This is a genomic window from Bacteroides mucinivorans (assembly GCF_034654355.2).
In the GTDB taxonomy this organism is placed as follows: domain Bacteria; phylum Bacteroidota; class Bacteroidia; order Bacteroidales; family Bacteroidaceae; genus Bacteroides; species Bacteroides nordii.
On sequence record NZ_CP178179.1, the window covers coordinates 4,577,331 to 4,594,711 of the forward strand.

Genomic DNA, 17,381 nt, shown 5'->3' on the forward strand with positions numbered 1-17,381 from the left:
AATGCTGAAACAAAAAACTCTGAAAGATAGCTTTTCACTGAGAGGAAAAGGTCTTCACACTGGTCTTGACCTGACTGTAACGTTTAATCCTGCCCCCGATAATCACGGGTATAAAATACAACGTATTGATTTAGAAGGACATCCCACCATCGACGCTGTAGCAGACAACGTAACAGAAACAACCCGCGGTACTGTATTGTCTAAGAATGGAGTAAAAGTAAGCACCGTTGAACATGGAATGGCAGCACTCTACGCCTTAGGCATCGACAACTGCCTCATTCAGGTAAATGGTCCGGAGTTCCCTATTCTGGACGGTAGTGCACAATATTACGTACAAGAAATTGAAAGAGTCGGAACAGAAGAACAAAGTGCTGTAAAAGACTTTTATATCATTAAATCAAAAATTGAATTCCGTGATGAAGAAACCGGCTCATCCATTATTGTATTGCCAGACGAAAACTTCAGTCTGAATGTACTGGTTTCTTATGATTCCACTATCATTCCTAATCAGTTTGCTACACTGGAAGACATGGCCAAGTTCAAAGACGAAGTAGCTGCCAGCCGTACTTTCGTATTTGTTCGCGAAATCGAACCGCTTCTCTCGGCCGGACTAATTAAAGGTGGTGACCTGGACAATGCTATCGTTATTTACGAACGTAAGATGTCACAGGAAAACTATGATAAACTGGCAGACGTAATGGGAGTTCCCCACATGGATGCCGAACAACTGGGATACATTAATCACAAACCATTGGTATGGGCTAATGAATGTGCCCGTCACAAACTCTTGGATGTTATTGGTGATCTTGCCCTCATCGGCAAACCTATTAAAGGCCGTATCATAGCTACCCGTCCGGGACATACCATCAACAATAAGTTCGCCCGCCAGATGCGTAAAGAAATTCGCTTGCACGAAATACAGGCCCCCATATACAATTGTGACGAAGAACCGATCATGGACGTAAATCGTATCCGCGAACTACTTCCTCATCGTTATCCGTTCCAGTTAGTAGATAAGGTTATCGAGATCGGCGCTAACTATATCGTAGGTATCAAGAACGTCACTTCCAACGAACCATTTTTTCAAGGCCACTTCCCCGAAGAACCTGTAATGCCGGGTGTTCTTCAGATAGAAGCAATGGCGCAAATTGGCGGTCTTCTTGTGCTCAACTCTGTAGACGAACCGAACCGTTACTCTACCTATTTCATGAAAATAGATGGCGTGAAATTCCGTCAGAAAGTAGTACCCGGTGATACCCTTATCTTCCGTGTAGAATTACTTGCTCCTATTCGTCGTGGTATCTCTACAATGAAGGGGTACGCATTTGTGGGTGAAAAAGTAGTATGCGAAGCGGAATTTATGGCTCAAATAGTAAAAAACAAATAATTACTGAATTGAAACCAGGAGTTGAAATACTATTTGTTTCAACTCTCAACTTTCAACTCTCAACTCTCAACTAATTATGATAAGTCCCTTAGCGTATATTCATCCCGAGGCTAAGATCGGGGAAAACGTAGAGATTGGTCCTTTTGTTTACATTGACAAAAATGTGGTCATTGGTAATAACAATACCGTTATGCCCAATGCCAACATTCTATACGGTTCTCGAATCGGTAACGGAAATACCATTTTTCCGGGTGCTGTGATTGGTGCTATCCCACAGGATCTCAAGTTTCGTGGTGAAGAAACCACAGCCGAAATTGGTGATAACAATATCATTCGTGAGAATGTAACAGTCAATCGCGGTACTGCAGCCAAAGGTAAAACAATAGTAGGTAATAATAACCTGCTAATGGAAGGAGTACATGTAGCACATGATGCTATTATTGGCAATGGCTGCATCATCGGCAACTCTACGAAAATGGCAGGAGAAATCATTATTGATGACAACGCAATTATCAGTGGTGCCGTGTTGATGCATCAATTTTGCCGTGTAGGCGGATATGTAATGATACAAGGAGGAAGCCGTTTCAGTAAAGATATCCCTCCTTACATTATTGCCGGACGTGAACCAATTACTTATAGTGGCATTAATATCATCGGCCTGCGCCGTCGTGGTTTTAGCAACGAAGTAATAGAAAACATTCACAATGCCTACCGCATCATTTACCAAAGCGGACTGAATATCACAGACGCATTGGCAAAAATAGAGACAGATGTTCCAATGAGCCCGGAAATTGAATACATCGTAGGCTTTATTCGTAATTCAGAACGTGGAATTATAAAATAAGTTATAAGGTTATGATATTATAAAATGATGGAGTTATAGAACCATTATATACATTATATTCACTATAATAATTATAGCACTATAACTTTATAACATCATAACCCGATAACATTAAAACTCTATAACTTTATAACATTATGATATACAGATTTACAATCATATCTGATGAAGTAGATAATTTTATCAGAGAAATACAGATTGATCCGGAAGCAACATTTTATGACTTCCATGAAGCAATACTAAAATCAACAGGTTACACCAATGACCAGATGACCTCATTCTTCCTTTGTGACGACGATTGGGAGAAAGAAAAAGAAATCACTTTGGAGGAGATGGACGACAATCCTGAGATGGATAGCTGGGTAATGAAAGATACTACTCTGAGCGAGCTAATTGAAGATGAGAAGCAAAAATTGCTGTATGTATTTGACTACATGACAGAACGTTGTTTCTTTATCGAACTATCAGAAATCATTACCGGTAAAGATATGCAAGGTGCCAAATGTACTAAAAAGTCCGGAGAAGCTCCTAAACAAATTATGGACTTTGAGGAAATGACTGCCAGTACTGGTTCACTCGATCTGGACGAAAACTTTTATGGCGATCAGGATTTTGATCTGGAAGACTTTGATGCCGATGGTTTTGACATGGGTGGCGGTGCAGCAGATGCAGGAACATTTGAAGAAGAAAAACTTTAATCAATTGACAATTGATAGTTGACAATTGACAGTTAGTAGCTGTACACTGCATAGTAACTGTCAATTGTCAACTATCAACTTTCAACTAAAATAATGACTGCTCTTATAGTCCTCATAGGCCCTACCGGCGTTGGAAAAACAGAACTTAGTCTCCGGTTGGCGGAACACTTCCACACGTGTATTGTTTCTGCTGACTCAAGACAACTCTATGCCGATTTAAAGATAGGTACAGCAGCTCCTACCTCAGATCAACTCAATCGTGTACCTCATTATCTGGTAGGCACTTTAAAACTGACTGATTATTACAGTGCCGCCCGTTATGAAGAAGAAGCATTAGCCACACTCGACAATCTATTCCGCCAATATGATACTGTCATCCTTACCGGAGGCTCTATGATGTACATAGACGCTATCTGTAAAGGTATTGACGACATCCCCACTGTAGATACAGAAACCCGCGAACTGATGTTACAGAGGTATGAAACAGAAGGGCTCGAAAAGCTCTGTGCTGAACTAAAACTATTAGACCCCGAATATTACAGGATAGTAGACCTAAAGAATCCTAAACGCGTGATTCATGCGCTCGAGATCTGTTACATGACAGGGAAAACCTATACATCTTTTCGTACGCAACAAAAAAAACAACGTCCTTTTCGCATTATCAAGATAGGACTAACCCGTGACCGTGCCGAACTTTACGACCGTATCAACCGCAGGGTAGATATCATGATAGAAGAAGGATTGCTTGAAGAAGCCCGAAGCGTATATCCCTACCGTACTCTCAACTCACTCAACACCGTGGGATACAAAGAAATGTTCAATTATCTGGATGGTACCTGGGAACTACCTTTTGCCATCGAAAAGATAAAACAAAATTCGCGTATCTACTCACGCAAACAAATGACATGGTTCAAGCGGGACGAAGAGATACAATGGTTTCACCCTGAACAGGAAACTGAAATACTGGATTATATCAACACAAAAATACAATAAGAAACAAGTATTCAAAAAGATTCTTAGATTCCTTTTTAACACAGACTTAAATACATTTATTATGAAGAGATTAATACTTCTTTGTCTCAGTATCCTCTTGCTTTTCACCGTTCATGCACAAAATAAAGAACAGCAACAGTATGATTCCATCATGACTATCATGAAAGACAAATCTATTCCTCTGTTAGAACGATATTACATGACCGGAGATATAGAGTACCTTTCGCGTGAGCATCAGATTGAAATAATGAAACAGCTAATTCCGGAAGCAAAAAATCTGGAAGATAAAGCTGTTGTAACGCGTTTATATTCCATTATCTCTCTCTTCAGAACCCAGTTGAGTCATATGGAAATTGCTAAAAATTATCTGGACAGTGCATTTATTTATGACGGAAAATTCGCCAACAATAATATCTCCGGCATGATGCATTTTGTTGCAGGTAATTATTATATGGCACAAACAGATTTTGTAGAAGCTCAAAAGAATTATTATAAGGCTGCTGAATATTTTAATAAGAATGAGCAAAAGCCAAGTATCCTGACAGATGTATATTATGATTTGTCTACAATCTACATCCTGTGGAGAGATGAAAAAGGATTAACCGAATTGATGAAAGATATGGAGCACTCTCCTGTTGATTTCCCCTTTCAGCATATTTTAAAACTAACTGTACAATCACAGTATTATTATGCGCATTACATAAACACGGAAAACACAGCTTATTTAGATTCTGCTGCTATCTACAACAATCTGGCATTCGATATTTACAACACAACAGATAATCCGTACGATGTAGGATACCAAATTGCCGATAATTATCTCTCGCAAGCACTTATTTATTGTTTACAAGGGAAAATAGCAGAAGCACAAAAATGTTTGGCCACAGGACAAAAGCTTATAAATCCAAAGTTATTAGATTCAGACGCCCGGATCCTTTTTATTTCGGGGACTATCTCTTTCTATCTAAAAGATTATCCAAAGGCAGAAAAGAACTTATTGGCAGGATTACAAAAGTTAGAGACGCTGAGTGAAGAGAAGAAAATTAATTATGATGAATCCATCAGTTCTTCCTATCAAATATTAGCTCAAATATATGAGGAACAGAAACTTTATGATAAAGCACTGGCAGCAGAGCGTAAATCCATTGATTATGCCACTCGTTTAAACGATAAAAATAATCGCAAAGAAATAAACACACTGCGTGTGAAGTATAATTTGGATCAAGCTGAACGTAGTGTGAAACAGCTTTCAGTACTCAATGAACAAAGAAAACGTGTCAACCTGCTTGCAATAGGAATGATAATACTGGCATTAATCACTATTATCCTGTTAGTGATTCGTCATCGTTCACGTCAAAAGATGAATGCTCATTTATTGCAAATTGCAGAACTAAAACAACAGGAAGCAGATTTAATGATCGAACTCCAAAAATCCAAACTGGAAGAAAAAGAAAACGAGTTTCAAACCATTCTCAATGAATCCAAACAACGTCATGTACAATCTTATCTTGAAGGTCTGGAGGCAGAACGGGAACGACTGGCAACCGAACTTCACGATGATGTATGTAACAATCTTATGGCGCTTGAAATACAAATACGGGCACAGTATAAAGAGCAAGAGGGTGCAACACCAACGATAGTAGAGACGCTGACAGAAATTCGCAATCGGGTCCGTACAGTTTCACATGAACTGATGCCTCCCACATTCCAATATGCAACACTGGACGAAATGCTGGAAGATTTCATAACTCACCTCAATCTGCCTGAAAAAACAAAAGCTGAGTACCGATCAACTCCGGGCACGGATTGGAACAATATCCCTTCAGAGATTGGTTTTGAATTCTACAGAATAACCCAGGAAGCTATTAACAATGCAATAAAATACGCTTCGGCCCACAAAATATCAGTAGAACTGAAACTTGAAGATCATCAACTCTCTATTACAATAGAAGATGACGGTAAAGGATTCGATACTGAAAAGAAAACAAAAGGAATCGGGTTGCATACCATAGCACAGCGTATCCAATCTATCAAGGGTACGTTTGAATTGACATCTCACACAGGCGTCGGTACGAAGATAGTAGCAAAAATCTCGCTTGCATAGATACAATACAGTTTTTCTCCATCTCAAATTTATCAGTCTGTGACTTAAATTCATAAGTCACAGACTGATAAATGAAAAAAAATCAGTAGCTTTGCTATCTCAATACGTTTAATCAAAAACCTGCAAATATGAAAAAAGGTCTGAAAATTACAGCAATCACATTAGGAGTACTCCTGCTGCTGATGCTTATTCTTCCTTTTGCTTTCCGCGGTAAGATAGAAAGCATAGTAAAAACAGAAGGAAATAAAATGCTTAATGCACAGTTTGATTTCCGTAGTCTGGATATTAGTCTGTTTCGTAATTTCCCCAAGGCATCAGTTACTCTTAATGATTTCTGGTTGCGCGGTGTTGGTGAATTTGAAAAAGACACTCTCGTACAAGCGGGTGAAGTAACAGCCGCTATCAACCTTTTCTCTCTTTTCGGAGATAGCGGTTATGACATTTCTAAAGTACAGATAACAGACACCCGGCTACACGCCATTGTACTTGCAGATGGCCGGCCCAATTGGGACGTAATGAAGCCCGATAGTACAGTTACCGATACCGCAGAAGAGCCAAGCAGTTCTCCGTTTAAGATACAACTTCAACAGTTTGTCATCAAAAATATGAATCTCATATACGATGACCGTCAGGCAAATATGTATGCAGATATCCGTAATCTGAATGCACTTTGCTCCGGAGACCTGGGAAGCGATCGTACAACCTTACAATTGGAAGCAGAAACGGAAGCGCTTACCTATAAGATGAACGGCATCCCCTTCCTTTCTAATGCCAATATTTATGCGAAAATGGATGTAGATGCCGATCTTGCCAACAATAAATATACATTGAAAGAGAATGAATTCCGGTTGAATGCCATCAAAGCAGGTATCGATGGTTGGGTAGCCCTGAAAGATCCTGCCATAGATATGGACCTCAAACTGAACACCAACGAAGTAGGGTTCAAAGAAATTCTATCTCTGATCCCTGCTATTTATGCCAAAGATTTTGAAGGCTTAAAGACAGAGGGTATTGCCACACTTTCTGCCGACATAAAAGGTACGATGGTAGGTGACAGCATTGTACCCCAGTTCAATGTAGCAATGACAGTGAAAGACGCCCTGTTCCGTTATCCTTCTCTCCCGGCAGGTGTAGATCAGATTAACATCAATGCAGAAATTAAAAATCCGGGAGGAGCTATTGACCTCACCACAGTGAGTATTCGCCCGTTTAGTTTCCGACTTGCCGGAAACCCATTCAGTGTGACAGCCGAGATAAAAACACCGATCAGTGATCCGGACTTTCATGCCGAAGCAAAAGGAGTACTCAATCTGGGCATGATCAAACAGGTATACCCATTGGAGGATATGGAACTAAACGGTACTATCAATGCAGACATGCAGCTCGCCGGAAAAATGTCGTACATCGAAAAAGAACAGTATGAACGTGTACAGGCTTCCGGAACAATCGGACTCACCTCAATGAAACTGAAGATGAAGGATATGCCGGATATAGATATCCACAAGTCACTCTTTACTTTCACTCCCAAGTACCTGCAACTAAGCGAAACAACTGTCAATATCGGTAAGAACGATCTGACTGCTGATAGCCGTTTTGAAAACTATCTGGGTTACGCACTGAAAGGAACAACATTGAAAGGGACGCTCAATATCCGCTCCAATCATCTTAACCTGAATGATTTCATGACAGCCACAGCAGATACCGTTACACAGGTGACAACTGCTCCGGCAGATAGTATAAGTGGTATCATTGAAGTGCCCCGTAATATTGATTTCCAAATGGATGCCAATCTGAAAGAGGTACTGTTTGATAAGATGGCTTTCACTAATATGAACGGAAAGTTGGTCGTTAAAGACGGGAAAGTGGATATGAAGAATCTTTCTATGAACACGATGGGTGGCAATGTGGTTATGAACGGCTATTACTCTACGGCTGATGTTAAAAAGCCGGAAATGAATGCAGGATTCAAACTCAATGGATTGAACTTTGCCCAGACATACAAAGAGCTTGATATGGTGCAACAACTCGCACCTATCTTCGAAAATCTAAAAGGAAACTTCTCCGGTAGTATGAAGGTACAAACCATCCTGGATGCCGCTATGAGTCCTGTACTCGAAACAATGCAGGGTAACGGAAGCCTTTCTACCAAAGACCTCAGTCTGAGCGGAGTAAAGGTGATTGACCAAATAGCCGAAGCCGTGAATAAACCGGATTTGAAGGAGATGAAGGTTAAAGATATGACGTTGGATTTCACCATCAAAGACGGACGAGTGGCAACACAGCCATTTGACATCAAACTGGGCGACTATGTAATGAACCTCTCCGGAAGTACAGGATTGGATCAGACAATAGACTATTCTGGTAAAATCAAACTGCCCGCTTCTGCAGGTGACCTTGCCAAGTTAACAACACTCGACCTGAAAATCGGAGGATCGTTTACTTCACCCAAAGTGTCTATTGACACTAAGAGTATGGCAAACCAGGCGGTAGAAGCCGTAGCTGATAAAGCAATCAGTGAGTTAGGAAAGAAATTGGGTCTGGACTCTGCCGCCACAAATAATAAAGAGGACCTGAAAGAGGCAGTAAAAGAAAAAGCTGCCGAAAAGGCACTGGACTTTTTAAAGAAAAAACTAAAATAGTGGTTAGTGATTAGTGATTAGTGGTTAGTGATTAGTGATTAGTGCCATGCGGTGTAGTGACATAACTCACTAATCACCATTGATTCTTCCACTATTCACTTATCACTAATCACTAATCACTTATCACTAATCACTAACCACTACTTATCATGCTTCTGAAACTTTACGAAAAGAATAATAATCCACAGGACCTGCAACAGGTGGTGGATATTTTGAATGATGGCGGCCTCATCATCTATCCTACCGATACGATGTATGCAATTGGTTGTCATGGATTGAAAGAGCGTGCCATTGAACGTATTTGCCGTATCAAAGAGATTGATCCACGTAAGAATAATCTTTCTATTATCTGTTATGATCTGAGTAGCATCAGTGAATACGCGAAAGTTGATAATAATACGTTCAAACTGATGAAACGTAATTTACCCGGACCATTCACCTTTATTCTGAACGGAACAAACCGGCTTCCCAAGATCTTTCGAAACAGGAAAGAAGTAGGTATTCGTATGCCGGATAACAATATCATTCGTGAGATAGCCCGCCTGCTTGATGCACCGATTATGACAACGACTCTACCGCACGAAGCACATGAAGACCTGGAATATGCAACAGATCCGGAACTGATAGATGAAAAGTTCGGAGAGATAGTAGACCTCGTGATTGACGGAGGAATAGGAGGAATAGAACCGTCAACAGTAGTTAGTTGTACAGAAGGAAGTCCGGAAATAATCCGGCAGGCCAAAGGAATACTGGAAGAGAATTAAAGCTGGAATACTAAAAATTAAAGCTGCGCAGTGGATAAATAATTCCTACTGCGCAGCTTTTAATTTTTAACTTCTAAATCTTATTTAATCAAAGATTTTGCATCCAGATGATCGGCTTCGATATCTTTAAAGTAGCGATATGTTCCTACTTTCAGTTCTTCTGTAGCAGCATCGTCACAAACGATGATACCTTTCTCATGCATCTGTAATGCACTGATTGTCCACATCTGAGTGATAGCTCCCTCTACTGCGTGATACAACGCACGAGCTTTGTTATGACCATTCACGATAATCATTACTTCTTTTGCAGACAATACAGTCCCTACACCTACCGTCAAAGCAGTCTTAGGCACTTTATTGATATCGTTGTCAAAGAAGCGTGAATTAGCAATGATTGTATCTGTAGTCAACGTTTTCTGACGGGTACGTGAAGTCAGTGATGATCCCGGCTCATTGAATGCAATATGTCCGTCCGGTCCGATACCACCCATAAAAAGATCTATACCACCATATGACTTTATTTTCTCTTCATAACGGGCACATTCAGCATCCAGGTCAGCAGCGTTTCCATTAAGGATATTCGTGTTTTCAGGTTTGATATCAATATGACTGAAGAAATTATTCCACATGAAAGAGTAGTAACTTTCCGGATGTTCTTTCGGCAATCCTACATATTCGTCCATATTGAAAGTGACTACATTCTCAAAAGAAACAATACCTTTCTTATTCAAATCAATAAGTCCTTTGTACATACCCAGAGGAGAAGAACCTGTAGGACATCCCAATACGAATGGTTTCTCTGCTGTAGGATTGGCTGCCTTAATTTTAGCGGCAACATAATGTGCTGCCCATGAAGAAACGGACTGATAGTCCGGCTGAATAATTAATCTCATAAGTTTATATTTTTAATCGGTTAGTAATAATGTTATAGGGTTATGGAGTTACAGGATTGCAGGGTGGTAAATAGACAGAAGGGTTAAATTGCTAATTTATAACTCTACAACTCCATAACCTTATAGCCTTACAACTTTATAACTCTATAATTCCTCCCTTAGTTCTTCTTTAAACGTTCCGCCATTGCCCGTGCCAGATTTTCACACTGCGCGTAGGTAATGTCTCTCATTGCCTGTTTCATCTCTACCGGATCTCCCACTACTTCAAACTTGCTCTTTTCAGCAAATTCAGCCATACGCTTCACGGCAGCACCTGCCCAGGTAAAAGAACCAAACAGACCAAGATAACGCCCTTTCAGCTCGCGTATCAATATCTTCGAAAGTAAAGACTCTATTTCCGGGAATATCTGGTTACTATATGTCGGTGAACCAATGATTAATCCTTTATATTTAAAGATATCTGCCAGAATATAAGACGCATTGGTCTTGCTTACGTTATGCATCACGATATTTTTAATACCTTGTGCCGATAGTTCCGCAGCAATAGCTTCGGCCATTTGCTCGGTATTGCCGTACATACTTCCATAAGCAATGACCACACCCTCATCGGCATCATAACGACTCAGCTTATCATAAACACCTATTACCTTCGGAATGTTATCAGTCCACACCGGACCATGAGTAGAGCAAATTACAGAGATAGGCAGTCCGCCCAGTTTTTGCAAAGCCTTTTGTACGGGGTTACCATATTTTCCCACTATATTAGAATAGTAACGCACCATTTCATCCCAATAATGATCCGTATTAATACGGGTATCAAGGAAGCCACCGTCCAAGGTACCAAAGCAACCAAATCCATCTCCGGAGAAAAGAATACCATCTGTTTCGTCAAAAGTCATCATTGTCTCCGGCCAATGCACCATTGGAGTGAGATAAAAACGAAGTTTGTGTTTTCCAAGCGCAAGGAAGTCACCATCTTTCACCAGATATTGTTCACCTGTTACCCCATAGAAGCCCTCAATCATGCCGAAGGTTTGCTTATTGCCTACAATTACGATATCAGGATAATGTTGTTTGATCAGCCGGATGGAGCCCGAATGGTCCGGTTCCATATGATTTATAATTAAGTAGTTAATAGGACGGTCACCAATTACTTGCTTTATTTTATGAAGAAAAACCTCAAAATAGCAGATATCTACTGTATCGACCAAAGCTACCATTTCATCATCAATCAGATAAGAGTTATATGAAACTCCGTATGGCAGCGGCCACATCCCCTCAAAGAGATGTTTGTTACGGTCGTTTACTCCTACATAGTGGACGTTTCCTTTAATTCTTGTTTTCTGTTCCATCTTAAAATTAATGTTTAATGATTAACGATTAATGATTAACGATTAATGATCAATGTTTAATGATCAATGGGCTGTACTATTATGTACATGGCATTGATCATCAAACATTAATCATTATTTATCGATCATTATTCATTCTGTCCTGCAAAGATACTTTTTTTTTCGTAACTCCGTATCTCTTGCCTTGATATGCCCCCCTTTCTTTCATTCTTTTTTGAACTCGGGCTGTAAATTCATAATTTTTTAATCCCCAGTCGGGAGCTATTAGTAATTCACGGGGAGATTGTGAGACGAAGCGCTCTATGACAAGATCGGGACGCAGATGTTCTACATAATCTATTACAAGATCTATATATTCGTTCACATCATTAAAAAGGTGGAAATCAGAAGGGTTTTGTTCATATTCGTGAGCCATACGCGTACCACGGATCAACTGTAGCTGATGCATTTTCAAAGTGGTAAGCGGTAATTCCGAAAGCACGCCGGCTTGCGCCACAATAGCATCATGAGACTCTCCCGGGAGTCCTAAAATCACATGCCCGCCAGTAAGAATACCACAACCGGCTGTACGTTGTACCGCCTCCACAGTAGTGGCATAAGTATGCCCCCGGTTGATGCGCCTCAGCGTTTCATCACAAGTAGTTTCAATGCCGTACTCCACAAGAAGAAAAGTCTGGCGGTTGAGTGTTTCAAGATAACGAAGAAGATCCTCCGGCATACAATCCGGACGAGTGCCGATGACAAGTCCTACCACCCCGTCAACACTCAGTGCCTCTTCATATTTCCGCTTTAAACTTTCGAGTCCGGCATAAGTGTTGGTGTATGCTTGGAAATAGGCAAGGTATTTCATCGAAGGATATTTATGGGCAAAGAACTGTTTCCCCTCTTCTAACTGTACGGAAACCGTTTTTTCGGTCCGGCAGTATTCCGGATTAAACGTTTGATTGTTGCAATACGTGCAACCTCCCTGCCCCTTGGTTCCATCCCGATTGGGGCAGGTAAAACCGGCATTCAGGGATATTTTCTGTACTTTATAAGGGAAATAACGCCTCAGAAACTGCGGAAATTCGTTGTATAAAGGTTGCTCAGTCATATGCTTCGTTGCTTAGAGAGAACAAACATAAGAAAATCCAGGGAATACTACAAGTCTAATCGTGTTTTCAGCAGCTTATAACCGGAAAGGCTCACCCGGAGTTTATCTCCGTTCTTTAGCAGCAATCTGTAAGTCTCTTTCCCGAAAAGTTCTACACGTAGTATTTGCGTCACGTTTACGATGGTAGATCGATGTACCCGTACGAATTGGGTTGCAGGCAGATGTTTTTCAAGATACTTCATTGTCAGCTCCTTTACGAACTGCCCTTCAGGAGTAAATAATGTGACATAATCTCCACACGCCTGAACATAAATTAAGTCATTCGTTGCAACCAGATGAATACGCGCTCCATCCTTTACTGTGATGCGATCCAGATACTCTTCCACTGATTGAGAAGAAGTGTCCGCAGCTTCTTCTTCATTTTGCCGGTCTTCAACTTCCGCTATTTCCTCGGCAGGAAGACGAAGTGCCTGCAAGGAGTAATATTTGTACCACATCATTACATTCGTCCAGCACAATGCACCAACCAGTACCCGGAACGGCAGAGTATCGGCAAAAGGCAAATAAGAACTTCCGGCCATCGTCTCGATCCATCCCTGCAAAGCAAATCCGCCAGCCAGCCAAAAGAGTATCGCCAATACGGATACTATTATTTCTGTTTGCACCGATGATACAAAACCGATAACAAACCATGATAAATAAGCCAAGCCACAAAACAGTCCTACTGAAACCGCTCCGTCCACAAGTGCAGACAATAAGCCAACACCGGCATAAGCTGTCAACAGCCATGCCTGTACCCCTATTGCAACTAATACCATCAATAAAACAGGTATCCATCGTCGGGAAGATTCCATTATAGGATGTGCTTGCATCTTCGTTTATCAGCCTTTAATTTCTACTCCTCCGAAAGAGACATTTCCCATTACTACAAGGCTGCGGCTTTGGTCTATATTTACTCCCGGAATACGTTTATCTTCGCAACCTCCCAGAAAAGCATTGGCTTGTAAATCAACCCGCCAGTCGAGAGGCACATAAATTTCTATCCCACCAAAATTACATTCTACTTCAATGTAGGTTTCCCCTTCGGATATATTCGTACGCCGCAAGTCGAGCACAGTCCCACCAAAAGTATTACGGATCGTTGCCCCCTTGAATACCTCATCAAGCACTACCTGCTTTACGCCTCCGAATACATTGTCCGAGCGCACAAAACCATCGGCCGAACTAGTCTGCTTATTACCAAAAGTCTGTTCGCCCCGCGTTTTCCACTCTTTATGACGATTGGGACGATAAAAGAAGAAGATGCCCAAACATACCAATACAACAGGCCAAAGCACTGCACTCGCATTGACGGGCATCCAGGGCAACCACCCCAGACGGGGCATAATGAAACAAAGACCAACCACAAACAAGATCAATCCGGTGAACATCTGACGGCGAAGAATCGAATAGGCACCCAACACAATCAAAAGCATCGGCCAGGATACAACGATACGAAATAAATCATTGGGAATAAATCCCAGATTACGACCCAACAGCATAATTCCGGAGACTATAAAAATGCTGGCCACCAATTGCCTGCCCGTCAATCCCGAAGGAGATGTAGATTTCTTTTCCATAATTCTATTTTCTATTTTAATTCGATGATACGTTTTCGAGCTTTACTATTTGATGTTGCAAAGATAAACTGTTCAGGGACTTTCGGGAACACTTTACCGTTTATTTCCGTCCCAAAATCGATGAATACAGGAGTATATCCGGCGAAACAGGGAAATAAAGAAAGAAATCTGCTCCTCGTTCAGCCAATCTGTTAGGGGAGAATGACAAGATTCACTCGTTCCGGCATACACTCAGCGACGTTCGTTGGTTAGGTCACCGGTGAAGGTTCCCTCTCTCACCGGGGAACATTGTTTTAGATGTACATGTAAAGCTACCCCACATGCACATGTCGTACTGCTCCACATGTACATGTCGTACTGCTTTACATGTACATCTAAAACAAAGAAGCACTACGACCTTCGATACATTCGATTACAACTAACCGGACGAAACCTCTAACAGAACACCAATATGCCTTACTATAATAAAATCTGTAAAAGGGAATTAATAAAGATAACGAGTACTGGCGAACGATAGATAAAAAAGTATCCTTTCTTTGACGAATTTCAGTTTATTACTAACTTTGCAGGAATAAGAAGCAAAAACTAAGAAATAATGAAAAAGATAACCCTTACCCTTCTACTTTTCCTTGCTTGCGTGGCAGGTATGGCACAAGGTAGTAAAAAACTCGACCTGAAGGATATAACTTCCGGTAAATATCGTCCGGCAAGCATTCGGAACGTAGTCCCAATGCCCGACGGTGAGCACTACACACAGATGAATGACGAAGGTACCCAAATCACCAAATACTCTTTCAAAACAGGAGAACCTGTAGAAGTAATCTTCGACGTGGCCAAAGCCCGCGAGTGTGATTTCAAACACTTTGACAGTTATCAGTTTTCTCCGGATGGGTCCAAACTGCTTATCGCAACTGAAACAACGCCCATTTACAGGCGTTCATATACAGCCGTACATTACTTATATCCCTTGAAACGTAATGATAAAGGGGTAACGACAAACAACATTATTGAACGGCTTTCTGACGGGGGCCCTCAACAAGCCCCCGTTTTTTCTCCTGACGGAACAATGATTGCTTTTGTACGGGATAACAACATCTTTCTGGTAAAAACACTCTATGGAAACAGTGAGAGCCAGGTGACGGAAGACGGCAAACAGAATGCAGTACTCAATGGCATTCCCGACTGGGTATATGAAGAAGAGTTCGGATTTAACCGGGCACTCGAATTCAGTGCCGACAACTCAATGCTGGCTTTTATCCGTTTTGATGAAACGGAAGTTCCTTCGTACCAGTTCCCACTCTTTGCCGGAGAATCACCGCACATCAACGGGCTGGAAGATTATCCGGGAGAATACACTTACAAATATCCGAAAGCCGGATATCCGAACTCCAAGGTAGAAGTACGTACTTTCGATATCAAATCAAAAGTAACCCGCACGATGAAGTTGCCATTGGATGCCGACGGATACATCCCTCGTATCCGTTTCACGCAAGACCCTAACAAGCTTGCCATCATGACGCTGAACCGTCATCAGAATCGTTTCGACATGTACTTTGCCGATCCGCGTTCAACTGTTTGCAAACTGGCATTGCGCGATGAATCACCCTATTATATCAGCGAAAACGTATTCGACAATATTCAGTTCTACCCCGAAAACTTCAGTTTCCTCAGCGATAAAGACGGATACCCGCACCTCTATTGGTACAGCATGGGAGGGAACTTGGTAAAGCAAGTGACTAAAGGTGCTCATGAAGTAGAATCGTTTCTGGGATATGACGAGGCCGATGGTAGTTTCTACTTCATCAGCAACGAAGAAAGCCCTATGCAACAAGCTGTTTACAAAATAGACCGTAAAGGTAAAAAGACCAAGCTGTCTCAAAAAGCAGGTATGAACAGTGCTTTGTTCAGCCCCACAATGAAATACTACATCAATACATACACCAACCTTGACACTCCGGCTGTTATCACCCTGAATGACAACGAAGGTAAGACGCTGAAAACATTGGAAGCCAACAATGCACTTAAACAAAAACTGGCACAAGTAGCACTTCCCAAGAAAGAATTCTTCAAGTTTAAGACTTCCCAGGGAGTAGAATTAAACGGCTGGATGATGAAACCGGCAGACTTCTCTGCATCCAAAAAGTATCCGGTACTGATGTATCAGTACAGCGGTCCGGGATCACAACAGGTGTTGGATAACTTCGCCATCAGCTGGGAAACCTATATGGCAAGTTTAGGTTACATCGTTGCTTGTGTAGATGGACGTGGTACCGGTGGACGTGGTACAGAATTTCAAAAAAGTACTTACCTGAACCTGGGTGTAAAAGAGGCCAAAGATCAGGTGGAAGCAGCCAAATATCTAGGTACACTCCCTTATGTGGATAAAAACCGCATTGGCATCTGGGGCTGGAGTTACGGCGGATACATGGCAATAATGAGTATGAGCGAAGGAACTCCGGTATTCAAAGCAGGGGTAGCTGTGGCTGCACCAACCGACTGGAAATTCTATGATACCATCTATACAGAACGCTTTATGCGCACGCCAAAGGAAAACGCAGAAGGATACAAAGCTGCATCTGCTTTCACACGTGCCGATAAACTACACGGTAATCTCCTATTGGTACATGGTATGGCAGATGATAATGTTCATTTCCAGAATTGTGCCGAATATGCCGAACATCTGGTACAACTGGATAAACAATTCGACATGCAGGTTTACACCAATCGTAATCATGGTATTTATGGTGGCAATACCCGCCAACACTTGTACACGAAACTGACCAATTTCTTTTTAAATAACCTATAAAGTAATGAATTATGAGGGTGTCAAAAGCCGGATCAAGCTATCAATATGTAACTTTAGAAACACAGATTAACGCAGATCAGCGCAGATTTAACTTAATCTTTGCGTAAATTAGCGTTAATCCGCGTTCTAATAATGGCTGATTTTACTCTTGACACACCTTCCTAATTCATAAATCATAACTCTCAAACC

Annotated in this window: 13 protein-coding genes; 8 read left to right on the top strand and 5 right to left on the bottom strand. The window is 41.3% G+C overall.

The features are described from left to right. Window position 1 precedes the first annotated feature (1 nt). The 7 genes from VCM39_RS17635 (at window position 2) to VCM39_RS17665 (ending at window position 9,429) form a co-directional block, all read left to right on the top strand. A complete protein-coding gene (locus tag VCM39_RS17635; RefSeq protein WP_221649291.1) occupies window positions 2-1,387 on the top strand; it encodes a bifunctional UDP-3-O-[3-hydroxymyristoyl] N-acetylglucosamine deacetylase/3-hydroxyacyl-ACP dehydratase in 1,386 nt (461 codons plus the stop codon). Between the two features lie 76 nt (window positions 1,388-1,463). Continuing rightward, window positions 1,464-2,231 carry an acyl-ACP--UDP-N-acetylglucosamine O-acyltransferase gene (gene lpxA, locus VCM39_RS17640; RefSeq protein ID WP_221649290.1) on the top strand — a complete coding sequence of 256 codons (768 nt, stop codon included), beginning with the start codon at window positions 1,464-1,466 and terminating at the stop codon, window positions 2,229-2,231. A gap of 137 nt (window positions 2,232-2,368) precedes the next feature. Beyond that, window positions 2,369-2,929, top strand: coding sequence for an IS1096 element passenger TnpR family protein (locus tag VCM39_RS17645; protein WP_221649289.1), 561 nt, complete (start codon window positions 2,369-2,371; stop codon window positions 2,927-2,929). A gap of 93 nt (window positions 2,930-3,022) precedes the next feature. Then, window positions 3,023-3,922, top strand: a complete 900-nt coding sequence (gene miaA / locus VCM39_RS17650) for a tRNA (adenosine(37)-N6)-dimethylallyltransferase MiaA (protein WP_221649288.1) — start codon at window positions 3,023-3,025, stop codon at window positions 3,920-3,922. A 61-nt stretch (window positions 3,923-3,983) separates the two neighbouring features. Beyond that, complete coding sequence (locus tag VCM39_RS17655; RefSeq protein ID WP_322932787.1) at window positions 3,984-6,026, top strand: sensor histidine kinase; 2,043 nt, start codon at window positions 3,984-3,986, stop codon at window positions 6,024-6,026. Window positions 6,027-6,154: 128 nt separating this feature from the next. Then, window positions 6,155-8,665: an AsmA-like C-terminal region-containing protein gene (locus tag VCM39_RS17660; RefSeq protein WP_322932788.1), complete on the top strand. Its 2,511-nt coding sequence runs from the start codon at window positions 6,155-6,157 to the stop codon at window positions 8,663-8,665. Window positions 8,666-8,814: 149 nt separating this feature from the next. Next, on the top strand, window positions 8,815-9,429 hold the full coding sequence (locus VCM39_RS17665) for an L-threonylcarbamoyladenylate synthase (protein ID WP_196039631.1): 615 nt from the start codon (window positions 8,815-8,817) through the stop codon (window positions 9,427-9,429). Window positions 9,430-9,509: 80 nt separating this feature from the next. On the opposite strand, the gene nagB is transcribed toward VCM39_RS17665, so the two are convergent. The 5 genes from nagB to VCM39_RS17690 all read right to left on the bottom strand — a co-directional run bounded on the left by nagB (window position 9,510) and on the right by VCM39_RS17690 (window position 14,386). After that, window positions 9,510-10,322, bottom strand: coding sequence for a glucosamine-6-phosphate deaminase (nagB, locus tag VCM39_RS17670; RefSeq protein ID WP_195349152.1), 813 nt, complete (start codon window positions 10,320-10,322; stop codon window positions 9,510-9,512). 158 nt (window positions 10,323-10,480) lie between these two features. Next, complete coding sequence (locus VCM39_RS17675; RefSeq protein ID WP_221649285.1) at window positions 10,481-11,674, bottom strand: FprA family A-type flavoprotein; 1,194 nt, start codon at window positions 11,672-11,674, stop codon at window positions 10,481-10,483. A 118-nt stretch (window positions 11,675-11,792) separates the two neighbouring features. Continuing rightward, window positions 11,793-12,767, bottom strand: a complete 975-nt coding sequence (locus VCM39_RS17680) for a TIGR01212 family radical SAM protein (RefSeq protein ID WP_221649284.1) — start codon at window positions 12,765-12,767, stop codon at window positions 11,793-11,795. 47 nt (window positions 12,768-12,814) lie between these two features. Continuing rightward, window positions 12,815-13,639 carry a LytTR family DNA-binding domain-containing protein gene (locus VCM39_RS17685; RefSeq protein ID WP_221649283.1) on the bottom strand — a complete coding sequence of 275 codons (825 nt, stop codon included), beginning with the start codon at window positions 13,637-13,639 and terminating at the stop codon, window positions 12,815-12,817. A gap of 9 nt (window positions 13,640-13,648) precedes the next feature. Beyond that, window positions 13,649-14,386, bottom strand: coding sequence for a LiaF transmembrane domain-containing protein (locus VCM39_RS17690; RefSeq protein WP_221649282.1), 738 nt, complete (start codon window positions 14,384-14,386; stop codon window positions 13,649-13,651). 595 nt (window positions 14,387-14,981) lie between these two features. Between VCM39_RS17690 and VCM39_RS17695 the strand changes: the two genes are divergently transcribed. After that, a complete protein-coding gene (locus VCM39_RS17695; RefSeq protein ID WP_289293377.1) occupies window positions 14,982-17,192 on the top strand; it encodes a S9 family peptidase in 2,211 nt (736 codons plus the stop codon). Window positions 17,193-17,381 lie beyond the last annotated feature (189 nt).